16 protein-coding genes and 2 pseudogenes are annotated in these 16,991 nt (G+C 31.9%); 7 read left to right on the forward strand and 11 right to left on the reverse strand.

The genetic code is table 11. The features are described 5' to 3' along the window. Positions 1-2: 2 nt before the first annotated feature. The 4 genes from P700755_RS13595 to P700755_RS13615 all read right to left on the reverse strand — a co-directional run bounded on the left by P700755_RS13595 (position 3) and on the right by P700755_RS13615 (position 4,902). On the reverse strand, positions 3-1,043 hold the full coding sequence (locus tag P700755_RS13595) for an Abi family protein (RefSeq protein WP_015025224.1): 1,041 nt from the start codon (positions 1,041-1,043) through the stop codon (positions 3-5). 201 nt (positions 1,044-1,244) lie between these two features. Next, positions 1,245-2,525: a restriction endonuclease subunit S gene (locus tag P700755_RS18830; RefSeq protein ID WP_015025226.1), complete on the reverse strand. Its 1,281-nt coding sequence runs from the start codon at positions 2,523-2,525 to the stop codon at positions 1,245-1,247. Beyond that, on the reverse strand, positions 2,522-4,603 hold the full coding sequence (locus tag P700755_RS13610; RefSeq protein ID WP_015025227.1) for an HsdM family class I SAM-dependent methyltransferase: 2,082 nt from the start codon (positions 4,601-4,603) through the stop codon (positions 2,522-2,524). Before P700755_RS13610 ends, P700755_RS18830 begins: the two co-directional genes overlap by 4 nt. Continuing rightward, positions 4,603-4,902 (reverse strand): helix-turn-helix domain-containing protein, encoded by a 300-nt coding sequence (locus tag P700755_RS13615; RefSeq protein WP_015025228.1) that lies wholly within the window; start codon positions 4,900-4,902, stop codon positions 4,603-4,605. The genes P700755_RS13610 and P700755_RS13615 overlap by 1 nt, the downstream gene beginning before the upstream one ends. A gap of 1,002 nt (positions 4,903-5,904) precedes the next feature. Between P700755_RS13615 and P700755_RS20840 the strand changes: the two are divergent. Continuing rightward, positions 5,905-6,114: pseudogene (locus P700755_RS20840) on the forward strand (IS110 family transposase); the annotation flags it as partial. Positions 6,115-6,217: 103 nt separating this feature from the next. On the opposite strand, the gene P700755_RS13620 reads toward P700755_RS20840, so the two are convergent. The 4 genes from P700755_RS13620 to P700755_RS13635 form a co-directional block, all read right to left on the reverse strand. Then, entirely contained in the window at positions 6,218-6,985 is a 768-nt protein-coding gene (locus tag P700755_RS13620; RefSeq protein ID WP_015025229.1) for a hypothetical protein, read from the reverse strand. 119 nt (positions 6,986-7,104) lie between these two features. After that, entirely contained in the window at positions 7,105-7,644 is a 540-nt protein-coding gene (locus tag P700755_RS13625; RefSeq protein ID WP_015025230.1) for a hypothetical protein, read from the reverse strand. Between the two features lie 338 nt (positions 7,645-7,982). Then, positions 7,983-8,339 carry a hypothetical protein gene (locus P700755_RS13630; RefSeq protein WP_015025232.1) on the reverse strand — a complete coding sequence of 119 codons (357 nt, stop codon included), beginning with the start codon at positions 8,337-8,339 and terminating at the stop codon, positions 7,983-7,985. A 176-nt stretch (positions 8,340-8,515) separates the two neighbouring features. Beyond that, positions 8,516-8,983: a DUF695 domain-containing protein gene (locus tag P700755_RS13635; RefSeq protein WP_041758382.1), complete on the reverse strand. Its 468-nt coding sequence runs from the start codon at positions 8,981-8,983 to the stop codon at positions 8,516-8,518. 247 nt (positions 8,984-9,230) lie between these two features. Between P700755_RS13635 and P700755_RS13640 the strand changes: the two are divergent. Then, positions 9,231-9,512, forward strand: a pseudogene (locus P700755_RS13640) (hypothetical protein); the annotation flags it as partial. Here the strand turns inward: P700755_RS13640 and P700755_RS13645 are convergent. Further along, positions 9,505-10,002, reverse strand: coding sequence for a hypothetical protein (locus P700755_RS13645; protein WP_015025235.1), 498 nt, complete (start codon positions 10,000-10,002; stop codon positions 9,505-9,507). The pseudogene P700755_RS13640 and the gene P700755_RS13645 overlap by 8 nt on opposite strands. A 395-nt stretch (positions 10,003-10,397) precedes the next feature. After that, the gene (locus P700755_RS13650; protein ID WP_015025236.1) at positions 10,398-11,060 is read right to left on the reverse strand and encodes a hypothetical protein; all 663 of its coding nucleotides are present in this window, start codon (positions 11,058-11,060) and stop codon (positions 10,398-10,400) included. Positions 11,061-11,578: 518 nt separating this feature from the next. On the opposite strand from P700755_RS13650, the gene P700755_RS20845 reads away from it, so the two are divergent. From P700755_RS20845 to P700755_RS13660, 3 genes are all read left to right on the forward strand, one after another. Continuing rightward, positions 11,579-11,827, forward strand: coding sequence for an SOS response-associated peptidase family protein (locus P700755_RS20845; protein ID WP_245535943.1), 249 nt, complete (start codon positions 11,579-11,581; stop codon positions 11,825-11,827). 65 nt (positions 11,828-11,892) lie between these two features. Beyond that, on the forward strand, positions 11,893-12,312 hold the full coding sequence (locus P700755_RS20850) for an SOS response-associated peptidase (protein ID WP_245536057.1): 420 nt from the start codon (positions 11,893-11,895) through the stop codon (positions 12,310-12,312). A gap of 547 nt (positions 12,313-12,859) precedes the next feature. Further along, a complete protein-coding gene (locus P700755_RS13660) occupies positions 12,860-14,401 on the forward strand; it encodes a DUF4842 domain-containing protein (RefSeq protein ID WP_015025237.1) in 1,542 nt (513 codons plus the stop codon). A gap of 447 nt (positions 14,402-14,848) precedes the next feature. Here P700755_RS13660 and P700755_RS13665 read toward each other — a convergent pair whose 3' ends face one another. Continuing rightward, positions 14,849-15,205, reverse strand: coding sequence for a WG repeat-containing protein (locus tag P700755_RS13665; RefSeq protein ID WP_245535944.1), 357 nt, complete (start codon positions 15,203-15,205; stop codon positions 14,849-14,851). Positions 15,206-15,462: 257 nt separating this feature from the next. On the opposite strand from P700755_RS13665, the gene P700755_RS20080 reads away from it, so the two are divergent. Together P700755_RS20080 and P700755_RS13670 are read left to right on the forward strand one after the other, a co-directional pair. Continuing rightward, complete coding sequence (locus P700755_RS20080; protein WP_157609308.1) at positions 15,463-15,603, forward strand: hypothetical protein; 141 nt, start codon at positions 15,463-15,465, stop codon at positions 15,601-15,603. Positions 15,604-15,931: 328 nt separating this feature from the next. Continuing rightward, entirely contained in the window at positions 15,932-16,744 is an 813-nt protein-coding gene (locus P700755_RS13670) for a T9SS type A sorting domain-containing protein (RefSeq protein WP_015025238.1), read from the forward strand. Positions 16,745-16,991 lie beyond the last annotated feature (247 nt).

A 16,991-nucleotide genomic window follows, 5' to 3' on the forward strand; every position in this document is an offset into this window, starting at 1 on the left:
TTTTATTTCCAAATTGCTTCTTCTTTCCATTCTAATAAGTTGCCATCTTCATCTGTGGGAATACCTATGTATTGAACAGGAATGTTTGGGTATTTAGCAATTAATGCTTCTAATTTTTTGGTTAAGCTATTGTTTGGGTTTACTCTTGCCAAAAAATATTTAATTACACTTAATAAATAAAAGGTTCTTTTGTTATTATTTGAATATCTATCACTCAACCAATCGCCAACAGGCTTTTTTAATCTTTCGGGTTCTACTGCTAAATCTTTATTCCATAAGCGAGAATGATGTGCACAAATATTACGAACATAAGTTAATGAATGTAACCAGGAGGTAAATATGGTTGGGTGTAAATCAAATTCACTAGCAATACGCTTTTTATCATCTTTATTTTTTAAGCCTCTATAAATATTGGATAATTCACCAATGGTTAATAATTCAAAACACATCCAAGAAGGTGGGTTTGAAGGTGTATCGTAATTATCTAAATAATGTTTAATAAATACCTCTGGTCTTTTTTTTTCTTTTGCCCTTGAAATAATATTTTGAAAATCTGAGTATGGGTCTATAGTAAAACCTGCCTTTACTGTAAAAGGTTGTATAAATAAATTTTGGTCGTCTTGCCAATGGCTGTTATTGTGATGTGTTGCCATACAATAAATTATTTGAGTACGAATAGCAACTTCTATTCGTTCTATAGCATCAAAAACTAATAAGCGTAATTCTCTGTCAAAAGAATACGTATCAATAATTTGCTTAAAAGTAGTGCCGGCATCAAAAGTATCTTTTGTTTTTTGATACGGTAAAAAATAAGCGCTTAGCCTATAATAACTTATTTGAGAAAGATAATGCAATGCCTTATCATCATCTGAAATGGTAAGTTTACGGTCTTTTAATTTTTGTAATTGCTGGGTAAAAGACAATGGCTTTTTATCGTATATTTTTCCTTTGTCATCATCTGAAACGATACCTTTTGTGTCTTTTAAACTTTGTAATTGGTCGGCTAAAGACAATGGGGTTTTATTGTAGGCTTTCTTTTTCATACCCCTGTATAAAAAGAGAAACCTCCTAAGTGTGCTACCGGAGTAAGCCTAGGAGGTGTATTATTGTTACTATAAAATAGTGTCTTGTTGAATAATCTGAAGTTAGTTTTAACAACTATACTAACAGATAACAATACTGCAAAAGTACGATATAAATTGACATTCTGCTGAATTATGGTCATTATTTTTTGTTTCATAGTTTTATATGACTTTTATTTTACCCGTAACCACATCATTTATCACCGTTTTACGCAACTCTTTTAGGTGGTTTATTTGTCTTTCTATATTGCTTACTATCGCATCTATTGTACTCGTTTTTTCATCTAAATAGTTGGCTATGGCTGTTTGTTCTGCTTTAGTTGAAGGAATAGTAATTGAAAAGTTGTTTACTTTTTCAATTTTTAAATTAATTCGTGTAAAGCCTTTTCCTTGAATAACCATTTTGTTTCTATTATCATCACTTAATAAAAGGTAATTGATAAAGAAAGCATCTACATTGGTGTTTGTAATTCTAAACCCTTTGCAAAAACTGTTTAAGTATGTTTCTGGTATATCTTCTTTAAGTACTGCTGACTTTCCAATATCTTCGTATCCTTCTGAACTCATTAAAAAGAATAAGTCGTTTTTTTGTACTTTATTTTGATTTTCTGTTGGGCTAATAATAACCTTGCTCAAGTGCTCTACATCTAAATATGTGTTGTTGGCAATATTAGTAAATGGTATAAAACCTCTATTGTTAGGGTCTTTTTCTTTTTTAAAATCATCACCGTTTTTCCCTGATAAACCGCTATAAATTTGCCCAATATCTTTTAACCTATAAGTTTTCCAAATGGTGTTTTTATCTAAACCATCTGTAACCGTTTGGTTAATTAAAGATTTTCTTAACTCTTTATATTTATCAGTTTTTTTGGTAAGTAAGTTTATCTTTTGGTCTATTGCTGTTGTTTTTTTGTCTAAGTAGTTTGCAATGATTGTTTGTTCTGAAAGTGGTGGGCATATTTTTAACAAACTATTCAAACGCTCCAAATTAAGGTTGTCTTGTGTATTTGTAATTTTAACTGTATCAAGTTCACTTTTAGTAACAGATAAAAGGTAATAGTAAAAGTTTATGTTGTGTTTTGTATTAAAAGCAACTAAACTATCAGGAAAATAAGCATCAAACCCAAGTAAGGCTACATCTCCAATATTTGCAGCAATAGTCATCACTAAAGTTCCTTTTTTAAATTGCCTACTAACTTTAATACCATTTTCATTTAACACTTGTTTGTATTGTAAAACGTATTTAGAAGATTTTGCTACATCACCTGTTTGTAAAAAAGGAAATGTGCCATTATTATACATTCTTTGGTCATTTCTTGGTCTATGCGTAAATTTCCCTCTAACAAGATTAAATATTTCTTTTACTCTTTTTACTTCCCAATGCACTGGAATCTCACCCAACCATTCAATACCACTATCTTTATATGTATCATATTTTATCATAGTGCTAATTCTTTTTCTAAGTCTTGCAAATCATTTTCTAAACTATTTAAATCGGCAGTAATTGTGCTAACTGTTCTTAGTATTTCGGATTTATAAAACACTTTGTTAAAGTTGAGTTCTACACCTACTACATTGTCTATATACTCAAAAGGTTTGGTAATATATTTTGCCATAAAATTGGCAATGTTTTGTTGGTTGGTTGCTTCTATGGGTGCGTAGTTTATAATCTCATAATCTTTTTGTAGGTCTTTGGTTAAGGTTACGGCTACTTCTATTTTTGCTTCCCTTGTTTTGGTGGCTTTTTTATAACTTGCTTTTACTACTATTTTGCCATTTCCTAATTCGGTTTCTACTTGTTTTTTAGTCGTTTCTATAATGGTTTCTATGCTTGTGTTATAAGTATATGCATTACCATTGGTATCTAATACTGCAAAAGCATCTGCTTTGTAATTGAACTCGGCTACATAGTTTTTGTAATGTTTATCGTAATATTCTTTTAGGTTTTGGTATTCGTCTTCTGGGTATTCGGTAGTTTCCATTTGGTTAATGGCTTTCATTCCATTTTCTTTAAATGAATCTAAAATTAGTACACTACTGGCATCTATTTTAATGCTTTTTTGCTCAACCAATTCGCCTTCTCTATTTTCTTTGGTAGGCATTGTTATCGATTTTCCGTTTTCATCTACATTGGTAAGCATTATACTTTGTTTGTTGAAATAGAACTCCCATTTGTCGAATATTTTGGTGTACTCATTCTCTTTATAATCGGTAAATGCTTTTACAATTTCGGCTCTATTATCGGCATTCATTTTCTTACGCTTTTTCCCTTTCGATTTTTTTAATTTTTCAAATAAATCACTGGCATTTAAAAGCATTACTTTGTCTTTTCTGTCTGCTTTTTTATTTTTATTGAATACCCATAAGTAGGTGTAAATACCTGTATTGAAAAACTCGTCTGTAGGCATTTGTATAATTGCTTCTACCCAATCTTGCTCAAAAAAGTGTTTACGTATATTACTTTCGCCACTTCCTGCATCACCACTAAATAAAGTAGAACCATTGTGCACCACTACTGCAAAACCATCATCTTCTAATTGATATAAAATGTGTTGTGTGAATAGAAATTGCCCATCAGAAATAGAGGGTAAATCAATAAATCGTTCGGTAGTATCGTTTTCTATATCTTTTTTAAACCCTTTCCAATCAACACCATAAGGAGGATTGGCTACAATAACATCAAAACGTTTTTCTATAAAATTAATATCGGTTAAGGTGTTCCCATATTTTATAGTAGAATCTTGTCTAAATCTACTTTCTATTTTGGCTAAAGCGTATAAACTATCGCTCCAATCTTCTCCGAAAGTAGAGGTAGGTCTGTTAAATTCTTTGTTTATTTTATCTTCTACACCAAATAGTAAGTTACCACCACCACAAGTAGGGTCGTAAATACTTAAAAATTGTTCGTTATCTTCTATCCGTGTAGCAATGAGTTCTGTAATAAGCGAGATAATATCGTCTGGTGTATATTGTTCTCCTGCTGTTTCGGCAGATATGTCTGCCCATTTACGTTTTATATGTTCTTCAAGCGTAGTAATCTCGGAATTGTTATAAGGTGTTAGGTCTATAGCACTCCAAGTTTTAACGGTATTAAAAAGTATTCTTTTCTTTTTGAGCAAACCACTAATTCCAGAAATATCTAAAAACTTTTCTTCTTCAGTTCCTTTATCTACACCCAATAAATATTTGGTTTCGGCATCAAAAGACTTAATGTAAGATTGAAAATCTACATCAAAGGTTTTATCGTTTTTACAAATGTCTTTTAATGATTTTCCTTCACGAATTACAAAATCGTTATAGCCTAATCCTTCTAATTGAAAAATCTCTACAAACTCATCCATATTGTCTTGACTTTCGCCATCATCAACCATTCTTTTAGATTCTCTTATTAATCTACTTTCTACCATTAGTAAGGCAAAGAAAGGCATCATATATTTAGGGAAATCACTTGTTTTTATTCCTGCACCCCTTAGTAGGTCAGCAGTTTCCCAAATTTCTGATTCGTGTTTAAGTATGCTCATTATTTATTTTTTATAGTTTTGTTTACCTTTTTGATAGCAAGGTCTAAAATTTCTAATCCGGTTTCTTCTTTATTCGCCATATCAAAAATCTTATCTGCCAACCAAATACTTTTTAGTTCTTGTAAATCAATTTTTAATACCTCTGCAATTTTTTCTACTTGTTCAATTCTTGCAAAACGGTCACCTCTTTCAATTTTACTTAATAAAGCCATATCCATATCTAAAGATGCGGATAGGTGTCTGAGAAGCATTTTTTGCTCTTCTCTTTTTGTTCTGATTAATTCTCCAAAAGATTTCATATCGATTGATTGTTATGTTATTTATTGACTTGTCAGTATGTGAATAGACACTTACTGACAAATATACAAAAAGTTAACAGATGAAAAAGATGATTATGTAAATATTGTAAAGTAGAGTAGAATCTAATTTGTCTTTTTGTAAAGTCCAAAAATGTTGTTGTACAAATGTAGATTATGAAAGTTTATTTGAGTGGGTGGCGTTGGTAAGGGCAAGCTCTTTTTATTTTGTGAGGCACGAGCAAAATGAAATGTGCTTGACCGTGTGGTGGGTTTTTCTTTTTTTTCAGCTTGCACCTAACATCCGTATAAACCCTATTCAAATCTTTAGTACAGGGTATATATCTGTTAAGTACCATGTTTTATTTTCAACTAAATTAGTACTTTCATATATAGTATCCATTGGACTTTTTATTATTCTCTAAAACTCTATTCTATTATACAACGGTTATTTGTAGAGCTAATGATTTATGGGTTTATCTCCTTATGAGGGTTTAAATGAATTGATTTTAAAATAGCTAAACAGTTAAGGCCACCTATAACAGCTATTGAAATGATTGTTTTTCAATTAGAGAAAGATATTTTTAGATTTCTAAATAATCACTTTTCTAAATTTGAGAAGCTATAAAATTAAGGCAGTCAGTAAAGAAATTGACTTTAGTTTCTATTAAATTTTAAAGATGAGTAATTTGATTAAAAAAAGGAATTTTGAAGAATGAAAAAAAGTAAATTTTAGCTAAAAGTGTAAGATCTTTCAAAGTGGCACCATCACTCCAAAATAGCTAAGCAATCTGTTATACCAAATTAGACTTATAATGACGCAATAAATCGTTTTACCGATACGAATTCGGCACAGGCTTTTTTCGCCTGCTTTTCATCAAAAATAATCACCGTAGCTAAGGCTATGTTAGTTATTTTTGATTTCAATCAATCAAAAAACCTGTGCTGAGCCACGTCATAGTATAACTCAATTTATTCATACGGCATTATAAATATAATTTGGTATTATTTTTATGTTCGTTTAATGCCTGCAAACCTACCTGCCGGCAGGTACAACAAATCTTGCAGAGATCTTTATCAAAGAATAGTAGCCAAAAGGAAGAGAAAAAATTAGCATTAATTGCGGACTGTAATAAGCTGTTGAACCAAGCTTTTGTAATTGCTAAATCAGGCACGCCGTATGATGAAAGTTACGTTTCTGTGTTGCCTAAATAAATAGAGAAAAAAAATAAAAAAAGCTCAAAGAATCAGTTTTATGAATCCATGAGCCTAGAACAATAGGACCTCAAAATTAATGGAAAAAAGAGTTGTTTTTACCTCAGTTCTTTGTTACGCGTTCGTGTTTTTTTTTAATTATCGTCTTCAAATCCGAGTAGAGATAAGTTGAAGCAATTGCCATCGCACCTATTCCTGCTCCAGCTGATTTCCAATTGACTGGATTGAAAATCATGTAAATACCAAAACCAATGAGAAACAAACAGAAGGGATAAGCGAAAAATCGAATTAGAAATTTCTTTAAAGTCCACTCTTTTTCTGCTTTCTCTGTCTTTTCTTGAAGAGGAATATCTTTCTTGAGGTCAACAAGGTTTTTGAGAAAAGTGTCAATATTTCTCTTATTCCAACCAAATGAAGCTACAGAACTTAACTTGTTAGGGTCGCAAATACTGTTCAATAGAAGTCGGTCTTTGTCTTTGATTATGGTAATCATTTCTCCCCAACTGCCTGGCCAATTCCAAGGTCGATATGCTCGGAAAATATTTTTGTTGTTGGGTTCAATTTGCCATTCATATTCCTTGGCTGTTCTTTCAATGGCTTCGTAAAATTCTTGGTCTGTGTGTTCAACTTTTACTTCTCTAAATCTCAGTCTTCTTTTTTGAATAAAGTAAAATACTATAGCAGGGATTAACCATGGCCAAGTTGTTGAAATGAGTTCGTCTGCAGATCTCACACCGTCATAACTGTCCGTAACGTAGATTTCAAATAATGAGAAAAGAGTAAGTCCTGGAATTAGAAGAATGAAGATCACAATGAAATAGTGGTCAATAGTTTGCCAACGACTTAGTTTCAGCCGTTTTGTTTGTTTCATTATGTTAATACACTCTTTGTTCATTGGTTTATTTTCATGAAGCACAATGTTTAGCTAAACGCATGCGTCCCGTAGGGCATGGTGTTTAGGTTTTGTTGTGTGGTCGGCTTTTATTTTTTTCAATCTATTGGTTTCCATTTTCCTTTCTTGAAAAATAAGTTGTGAAATTTTGGCGAGTTAAACACCAAATAAAAACTCCAAGCATTTCTGTATGTTGTCGGATTACTTGTCAAAATATGTTGAGTGGGTTGTTCCATTTCAATTATAAGTCGTTCTGAGTTATAATTCTTAGGGTCGGTCGTTTTGATAGTCCCTTGATAGGTTTTTAATGTTTTCTGTTTGTCCGTGACGTAGAAATAAATAGAGTCTGCATCAGTAATTTCAAATCTAAAATGGTTGTATTGCCAATCAGTTTGTTCGCCTCTAAAATAATCTCTATTAACTACATATTCTCCATAATAGTCATCTTTGTTTAACTCTGTTTTTGAGGTCAACCAATTAATAATACCTACGAGCAATATAAGTCCAAATATTCCTAGCCAAATAAAACCAAGTATTTTTCCAATCAACAATTTTCTGGATAGTAACCAAGCTATTAATAGTATTCCTGTTAATGGAACAAGAATGAAAATCAAGAATAAGTTAAATCCAAAGCCCATATCAATTTCTTAGGTGTCTTTTTTTAGTGGCAGCATAACGACCTGGCTATGGTTAGTGCTGGGTTGAAAAGTAGTGAACTTTTGAAAAAGCACTCAGCCAAACTTTTTATTTTATCTTCTTATCGGTAAAGTCAAATCAAAAAAATGGCGGTCTTCTCAAATCTACCCTAGCTTTTAAACTTAACACTTTCCGCCCTATTTGTTTAAGCCGTTGTTGAACATAGGCTTTTGCGTTCTGCTTATCAATTCCCTCGTATTGAGTGGTATATTCGCAATTCATTATTTTTGGAAATTAATAATTCGTCAAGCTAAATTCGACAGTTGGATTTTCAACTCCCTTAAATGCCCTTTAGATTTTGTTTTTTTCCGTTTAGTATCTCAATAACTTTTTTCGCTTTCTCAAAATCCGCATCTATCAGCCATATTTTTAAATTCTGATTTGCCATTTCGACTTCCAGATTTGCTTTATCCTTAAACTTTCCACCTCCTGCGATTCCAGTAAATAAGTCCACAATAATGGTGAAAGTTGAAAATAACCAATTCGTTTTTTCTGCATTTAATTTGACTTTTTTTATATGTCCGAATGAGTAGATTCCACTGTTTTTGGGTTCGGAAGCATCAATAATTTCAAACTCGTTCTGATTCAGAATTATTTTAAGTTCAGGTTTATTTCTTAATTCAACAGTTTCTTTCATTTTGCAGTCTTTTAGCTTATGCACAACTTGATGTGTATAATCAGGTAACTAATTTAGTAAACAAATACGGACTAGAGAAAATTCGGAAGGAATTTCCAGATAAGCAGTGTCCAAAGCAACTCGCCAGAACGACCCTATCGGTCTGGTTAATTATATAACGAGTTACCTGCTGTACTTTATTTTCTTTTTTTCAGATGCCACTCGGTTAATTTCCAATCTTCGTCTTCATCAATACGATAATCAAAATTCCGAATATGGTCTTCTCGTTCTATTAAGTCAGTAAGAAAGTCATTCGTAATTACTGGGTTAAAAATCCGCCATATTAATTCGCGAGTTTTATTCCCCGTAATTCTTGCGAGAAAAAGTCCGTTTGGTTTTTTCTTATCAGCTCCTTTTATTTTGTCATCGAGAAAATCGCCAAATTTGTCCAATATTTCAACTTCTTCTCGTGATGGCATTCCATTTTCGATTAGCTTTTCACATTGCACCATTACCGAACAATGCCAAACAAAAACTTCTTTCGGTTTAAATTCTGATAAACTTTTATTCACAACTGCAATACCTGGCAATCCATCTGTATTAAAATTGAGAACTTGATACTGTTGCTTTGGAATTATGACTCTAAAATCTTTGTCTTTAACCATTCTGATAGGTATTTCAGGTAACCGTATGGATAACACAATAAGTTGCGCTATCCATTTTATCAAATAATTAACATAAGAACTTTTTATCGTCTTACTATTTTTAACATTAAAGACATGCTTTAATAAACTATGAAATCTCAGGAGTAATTAAACTACCTCTCAAATCACAATATTAGAGTACACTCTATTATAAATGCTTAAAGAATAACCTATTAGCACTTATAGATACGTTGAATTATAGCAACTAATAGGCAACCAAAAACTTTGCAATTTATTATTTATGTGCAGTTTTAATGCTTGTAAATACAACAAGGCTTGTAGAGATCTTTATGAAAGAATAGTAGCCAAAGGAAAGAGCAAAAAAACAGCACTAATTGCGGTATGTAATATGCTATTAAAACATGCCTTTGCCATTGCAAAATCAGGGTTGATGTATGATAAAGAATATAAAAGTACTCTAGTAAAAATTAATGAGTTTTTACTTGTTTTTCGCCACAGTACTTTGTTGGCAAATCGTTATTTTATGTAGTTTGTCCGTTTAAAATTCTTTTCAGGTCATTAATAGACTTTTCCTTTTCGCTATTAAATCCGTAATGGACTAATCCAATTCCAAACGCAATCATAATTAAGGGAAAAATCAATAGAAAAGGATTCGTTCCTTGATTTACAACTCCTATAATCCCCATAACAAATGCAAATCCGATGAAAGTCAGCCAAAATATCATAAATACAATTACAAAAGTGTTAACTTTAAGATTCGCAATTAATTTTGTTCCGTTTATATTTGATTGAATTTGACCTTTAATTTGAGGAAGGAATGAATTTCGTCCAGTTATTATTCGTTGTATTTCAAACCTGTCTTGCTCAAAAATTCCTTCAAAAAGTTTGTTTTCTTTCGGTTTATTAAATCCAATAGTCAGTCCTTTTTTTGCTCGAATATTTTCCGTCAAGATTTTTCTAACTTCCGGATTGGAAAGTGTTGTCAATATTTCAATTTTATCTGATGGAATTATCTTCATTTAATTTTTCTCAAATGTTTGCCAACATCAGTATAAACCCTATTCAAATCTTCATTATAGGGTATATATCTATTTAGAACGTTGTTTCGTTTTCATCTAAACTAACACTTTCATTTATAATATCCAACGAACTATTTATCAATCACTAAAACTAGAGCATATCATCCAGCGTTTATTCGTAAAGCCATTGTATTATGGGTTTATCTTCTTATGAGGGTTTAAATGAATTGATTTTAAAATAACTAATCAGTTAAGGTCACCCATAACATCTATCGAAATGATTGTTTTTCAGTTTAAATTTTACTTTTCTAACACTATAAAAACTTTGGATTTAACATTTAGTAGCTATTTGCTCCGCTAGATGTTACCCACTGTTATTTCGTTATATTGATCTTTTAATTATTTTTTATCCTTCTATTTACTTCTTTTTTAAGTCCATCATTCTTAATATTAATATCGTACCCATATTTATCAAGCCAATCCTTTTTAGCTCGTTGATATTCCCTCATTACCTCTGGCAAAGTTGACAAATAGGCCCGTATTAAATTTCTTAATCTTGGCAAGCCCGTTAACCCTTCGGAATCCGTTATGATAGATTCGATTAACGAGTTATCAAGACGCTCGATAATAGATTGCGCATAGTAAACCCTGGTTAATGACTTTGCAAATTCAAATTCTACGTTATCTATTATATTTGAGTTGAGATATGTTTGATATGCCGTTGAACGTAGGAGCGGTGTCTGTAACCCTTTCCAATTTGTTAAATCACTACCATCTAGTTGCATCCAATTGGAATCGCTTAGTTTTCTTAAGCTATCAATTTCTGTCAGCAAATTAGTATGATATTCAAATATAGATTCAATTCTGATATGATTATACCTCATTTCGGAAGCAATATATTGTATGGAAATTTCCAGAGTTTCTGCATCTTTTTGTGTTTCTCGATATTCTGTAAGCCAGAAAGCAAAAAAGACACTTAGAAAAATTAGGAAGCCTTGGATTAAATGATCGCTCACCCTTTGGCTTATCTTCAATTTAATTTTTTTATATTTTGTCATAAATCAATTTTGTTTTTGCCTGTGTTGAACAACCTAATTTTTAATAAGGGGCAACTTGATAAGTATGGTTAGTTTACGTGGTTAAGTAACTAAATTAATAAACAAAGATGAACTAGAGAAAATTTTGAAGGAATTTTCAAATTAGACGACAACAAACAATGACTCACAGACATTGTTATGCATTTTTATTTCATTTAAATAGTATTTTACATGTTTGTTTTTAGGGTTTTAAATAGAGTTCTATTTGCAAAAGGGGGACTAAGTTTATAATCCTCCATTTCAAATGCGCATTCAGTCAAGTATGATCGTAAATATATTCACCCTACATATACGCTTCCGATTATTATTTTTGATAAAAAGCAGGCGAAAAAAGCCTGTGCCGAATTCGTTTCGGTAAAACGATTTATTGCGACATTATAGGTTTAATTTGGTATAAAACTCTATTCAATTATCCAAATTCACAAAACCAGTCTAATGGGTAGTCAAAATTTAATATCTTGGGTTTAAATTTAGGTTTCATGTGTTTCCATACCTCTCAAATCCAAAAGGTAGAGCAAATCGAAAAGCAATATAAGGTCAAACTCAGCGATGAAAGTCAGCGTGGGCTTTTCGACCAGCCCTGTTACCATATCAATGGGTTTACACATTCGCAATTTCTTATCATCCCACAAGAGAAACCTAGTGTCCTAGCTGTAGCGACTTGGGGCATTGCTCCAGAAAACAAAAAAGTAAGTGAGCTAAAAAAGCCTATTATAAAAATGCGGTAAAGTTTGGAGGTGGCCTTAATGCAAGAGCTGAGAAGGCTTTTGAGCACTTTCTATATAGACCATCCATTTATTCAAAGCGTTGTATTGTTCCTGTTTCTGCCTTTTTTGAGCCTCACGATCTTAAAGGTAAAAAGTATCCATTTGTGTTTAAGCCTAAGTTAAAAGGTTCGTTATCCCTTGCAGGGTTATATACTCGCATAGACAATAAAGTCACCTTTACTATACTAACTCAAGAGGCTTCTCCTTTGTTTGCTAAAATCCATAACAAAAAGAATCGTCAACCTGTTATTTTAAATATTGAGCAAGTCAATCAGTGGTTGGATGATGACTTAAAGGAAGAGGGGATTTCAAATCTACTAAAAGCTCACTTTGGTGAGGATCAACTTGAGACCCATACAGTCAGCACCGATCTCTTTCATCCAAAAGTCAATTCTGATGTGGAAGAGATTTTGGATAGGGTAGAGTATAGGGAGTTGAAAGTTTAGGTTGAAAATAAGACTATAAGACCCTCCTCTACATAAATCAACGGCTTATTAATGGGTAAATATAAAAGCTGATGAAAAAAATTATTCCACCAATTAAATTTACTCGATTTACTTCAAAAATAATTCTTTAGGAATAAGTGGATTTTATAAGTTCATAACTTTCATGATAATTCTTATAAAAAAATAGAAGTTCATCATTATTAACTATTAATACTTTATTATTGCTAATTAAACGTTAAAAAAATAAAATTATTTTATACACATTTATTTCATTTATTTTAAGATTTTTAAAACCTATTTTTAGTGTCTATTGATTGATTTTACTGATAATAACAGTAATAAACACTTATTTTAAAGTAGTCTATAATTATATTTATTAATTGTTAAATTAAATATATTGTGTTAAAATTTATTTAAGACTAATTTCTGGTTTTAAATTTATGGAAAATAAAGCATTAATCATGAAAAAACTCATTAGAGCACCTTCGAACAAAAATAGTGTTGGGCCCTTATTAAAAAATTTTAAAACCTAAAAAATAATAGAATTATGAAGAATTTACTTAAAACTTTCAGTTTTTTTACGGCTTGTATTGCAATGATTTTCTTATACTCCTGTGATCAGGATGATACTGATGCAATAGAACAAGAACAAGGTGGTATTGAATTTTTATTTACCGGTGACAGAGTAAGTAATGGTGATACTGGTAATAGAGTAGGCGATGGCAATAGTGATGATGCTAAAAATGGTGAATCTTGTGATTTGGCTTTAGCCTCCTATGCCGTAATTGAAATGGCTGGTGTTAGCTACACCATCGACCTTAGGGAATGGGGAGATAATGTTAAAACAGACTTGATAGAACTCGATCCGGGTAGCTATGAAGTAACTAGTTGTCAGCTTTATGACGCAGATGATAATCCGCTCTACGCTACACCTACACAAGGTAGTGAATTCGGTCAATTTGTTGATAAGCCGTTACCTTTCGACGTCATTGTAGAAAATTTCAGAAAAATTGAATATGAATTGGAAGTGCTTTGTGTGGAGGAATTCACACCGCCTCAATTTGGTTTTGTCTTTTGGGATATAAGCATAAAAGAAGTGAAAAATTTATGCATATTTGCTAACTTTTGTGATCCTGAAGATGGACATGAAGTAGCTACATTAGAGGCCTTTATTTATCCAAATGAAAATGAAACTACAGAATCAGATTTAATCTGGAGTGGCTCAGCTGATGGTGATTTTAATACTGGAGATGTGTCTAACGAACTTCTTTGCTTGAAATTTCCTTATGACCCTAGTATACCTACTGTAGATCAGTCTTATTTCATAGAGCTATTTGTAAACGGTGTGCCATTCCAAGGAACTATGCCGCTGGATAGAGTTGACATGGTCAATGATGAAAAAGACTACCTTCACCTCAATGAAAATTGTGTTGGAGATTTTGACGTATTTAGTAATTCCTATAATATTGCTTGGGAGGACCTCAATGATAACGATGGTGGCAACGATTGTGATTACAATGATTTTATTATAAACACAACGACTTCTACTGATATCAATACAGGTTTCTTGAATTTCAAATTTGAGCCAATGGCTAGAGGTGGTGGTTATGACCACGCTTTCAAATTTTGGTTACCTGGTACAGGCTATGTGATTTCAGGTGACGCTGCAAGTGTACAAGAACAATCTGGGAATACAATGGTAGTTGTTTATACAAATACAAATCAAGCATTTAACCCCAATCAAAATTTCATAAATACCCGTTGTAATGGGGTTGTTGGTAGTGGTGTTGAAAAAAACGTTACTATTGAAAGTGCACCATCAAATTTCACTTTTTATCTACTCAATCCTTTCGACGCCAATCTCAATGTAACTGGTGGCGGATCCAATTATGATTTAACTATTGGAAATCTTTTCGATCCATCCACTTTTATAAAAGATGGGCAGGAAATGCGAAATGGGTTGATAACTGATATGAACTGGAAATGGGTTAAAGAAGGTATTGACATAAGAACTGTGTATGGAACTAATTTCGAAACTAATTTCATTCCTGTAAACAATATACAGGATCTATATGAAAATTGTCCATAAGACATAGGGCAATACGATAGATTATAGAAGAGGCTGTCAGAAAAGTCTCTTTAAGGAAAAAAGAAGGCTGCTTTTTTAGTAGCCTTCTTTTTTTATAGGTTTAAATTGGCATTAACCAAATAATGGGGCAAAAAAAATAGATATAAACCCAAATGAAAAAACATATAGACTCTATGTGTGATAAAGAAGTCTTTCTTTCTTTCATTTATTATTTTTAAATGATCTTCTCGCCTACGATTCCTACTAAAAATCCAAGAGTGGCACCAAGTGATGTGAGATAATTATTTTCTAACTTACTCTCGGGTATTATATCATTTATCAATAAATACAATATACCTCCACTAGAAAACGTCATAAGGTGAGCAGTAATTACTGTGACTCAAGCAAGTCCTGAAAATAAAATGATTTCTTGTGGCAAAAGTTTAAGTGATTTTAAAATATGCTTATTTAAAACATAGTAATTTTTACTTTCAGTCCCCACATTATTTCTTTGGCATCTTTTAATTTTAATGCGATAACCTTTTCATCTTTAAAATTGCTAGCATTTAAAAATTTTGGCTCAATGACTGTATCGCCTAGAGTGTTTATATCACCAAAATAAACAATACCATCCTTTTCTTTTTCTATTAAGCACAGACCGTCCCTAAAAATAGGATAGGTTGCATACTTAAATACTGTGCTTACTAAATCACTTTTAAAGTTGATAATAATGCCATCACCAGTGTCAATAATCGCCCACTGATCTCCTTTTTGGATAGCGGCTAAATCTTCATGAAATGGAAAAATGTAATCCAAATTTTCCAATGTTTGTGCTACCCCTAGAAAAAGTAAACTGAAGATGATGAAACTTATAAATTTAATTTTTACTATGATTTATATATTGTAAGAATCATATTCTAAATATAGTAGCCTCCATAAAGTTTCGAAATGATATTTGTCATGCTTAACATCAAAACTGATCATATACATCAAAAGACAATGGTTAATTAGTTATAAGATATGGGAGCTTGTTAAGTTGAAAATTCTACTAAAAATAGGATAATGATTCGATTGAAAAATTAGTGGAAAATCCTTTAAACCTCTACTACGACAAAGATCAACTTTACACCCATACACTCAGCACCGATCTCTTTCATCCAAAAGTCAATTCTGATATGGAAGAGATTCTGGATAGGGTAGAGTATAGGGAGTTGGAAATTTAGGTTGAAAATAAAACTATAAGACCCTCCTCTACATAAATCATTAGCTCCATCAGGGGTGATCAATAGGTAAGTTTAAAAGCCATTGACGATATGTTTAAAATTTGGCTGATAAGTTCTAAATGTCCGAATTTACTTTGTGATTATATGGCAAAACTATTCAATCCAATAATAAATTCTGTTGTACTCTTTTAGTACTAATTGTTTATCCCTTCATTTAAGCATCTATGGGTAGGCGGTTTTTATATCATTTGATCAAGTCCATACGCTTAAAACGGACATCTTAAATGCAATTGTTTTTTTGTAGCTTGCAACTTAAAATAAACGATTTATGAAAAAAATTACTCTAGCACTTGTACTATTAACTTTTAGCGTTCAGGCCCAAGACTTCCCGTTACCGTATTGTGAGATTACAGATTCTAACGACGTTTCTGTGGAAGAAATAACATCAGTTGATTTTGCAGGAACCAGTATATCAAATGCAGACTTGGCCAATGTTTTAATCGATGAAACAGCGAATGTGGTAGATATAGCTCAAGACGAAACCTATACGATTGAAGTTTCCGGTAATACATTTGGTAATTTTGACAATGATATTGTTGCTTTTATTGATTGGAACCAGAATGACGTTTTAGACGATACGGGTGAAATTTATGAAATAGGAACACTTACCAACTCCACAGGTAGCGATGGTGTTTCAGTTTCTATTGCTATTACTGTCCCAGCTGATGCGGTATTAGGCACAACACGCATTAGACTTACAAAAACATATCAAGATGCTGATTCTCCTGCCGAAATAAACCCTTGCGGTATACAATTCAATCCTTTTGGACAAGGAGTTTTCTCTGGCTTTGGACAAGCTTTAGATTTCACCTTACAGATAGACACGTCTTTAAGTACTGGTGAGTTCGACACTAATGCCTTAACCGTATATCCAATGCCAGTAAAAGATGTTTTAAATGTTTCCTACAAGTCTTTAATAGATAGTATAAAAATCTATAATCTTTTAGGGCAAGAAGTATATTCTAAAAATACCAATTCAGATAGTTTACAACTAGACCTAGCTTCGCTTACTGTTGGTACTTATATCATAAAATTATTTACGGAACAAGTGCAACATAGCTTTAAAATTATAAAGCAATAGAAGTTGTTTAACAACATAAGATTAGTGTTTAAAACTGAGCAATGAAATACTCTAGCTCAGTTTTTTTAGTTTTTTAAAATTCATAAAAGTGGTTGTCAAAAAGCAAAGCTAATGTTGCAATGTTTATAAGGTTTCTACGAAATAAAGAATATTGGAATTTTAATATACTCACAGACTCTAAAAAGGATGAGTTACACCAAATTAAATTTATAATGTTGTATAAATAAATTGAATTATACGACGACGT

This window comes from Psychroflexus torquis ATCC 700755, from assembly GCF_000153485.2.
In the GTDB taxonomy this organism is placed as follows: domain Bacteria; phylum Bacteroidota; class Bacteroidia; order Flavobacteriales; family Flavobacteriaceae; genus Psychroflexus; species Psychroflexus torquis.

Bases quoted from the DNA above. Each gene is read 5' to 3' on its own strand.
- P700755_RS13630 (WP_015025232.1), bottom strand. From the start codon at position 8,339: ATGAAAGAAACTGTTGAATTAAGAAATAAACCTGAACTTAAAATAATT.
- P700755_RS13615 (WP_015025228.1), bottom strand. From the start codon at position 4,902: ATGAAATCTTTTGGAGAATTAATCAGAACAAAAAGAGAAGAGCAAAAA.
- P700755_RS18830 (WP_015025226.1), bottom strand. From the start codon at position 2,525: ATGATAAAATATGATACATATAAAGATAGTGGTATTGAATGGTTGGGT.
- P700755_RS13595 (WP_015025224.1), bottom strand. From the start codon at position 1,043: ATGAAAAAGAAAGCCTACAATAAAACCCCATTGTCTTTAGCCGACCAA.
- P700755_RS13650 (WP_015025236.1), bottom strand. From the start codon at position 11,060: ATGACAAAATATAAAAAAATTAAATTGAAGATAAGCCAAAGGGTGAGC.
- P700755_RS20845 (WP_245535943.1), top strand. From the start codon at position 11,579: ATGTGTTTCCATACCTCTCAAATCCAAAAGGTAGAGCAAATCGAAAAG.
- P700755_RS13660 (WP_015025237.1), top strand. From the start codon at position 12,860: ATGAAGAATTTACTTAAAACTTTCAGTTTTTTTACGGCTTGTATTGCA.
- P700755_RS13635 (WP_041758382.1), bottom strand. From the start codon at position 8,983: ATGGTTAAAGACAAAGATTTTAGAGTCATAATTCCAAAGCAACAGTAT.
- P700755_RS13625 (WP_015025230.1), bottom strand. From the start codon at position 7,644: ATGGGCTTTGGATTTAACTTATTCTTGATTTTCATTCTTGTTCCATTA.
- P700755_RS13670 (WP_015025238.1), top strand. From the start codon at position 15,932: ATGAAAAAAATTACTCTAGCACTTGTACTATTAACTTTTAGCGTTCAG.
- P700755_RS13620 (WP_015025229.1), bottom strand. From the start codon at position 6,985: ATGAAACAAACAAAACGGCTGAAACTAAGTCGTTGGCAAACTATTGAC.
- P700755_RS13645 (WP_015025235.1), bottom strand. From the start codon at position 10,002: ATGAAGATAATTCCATCAGATAAAATTGAAATATTGACAACACTTTCC.
- P700755_RS13610 (WP_015025227.1), bottom strand. From the start codon at position 4,603: ATGAGCATACTTAAACACGAATCAGAAATTTGGGAAACTGCTGACCTA.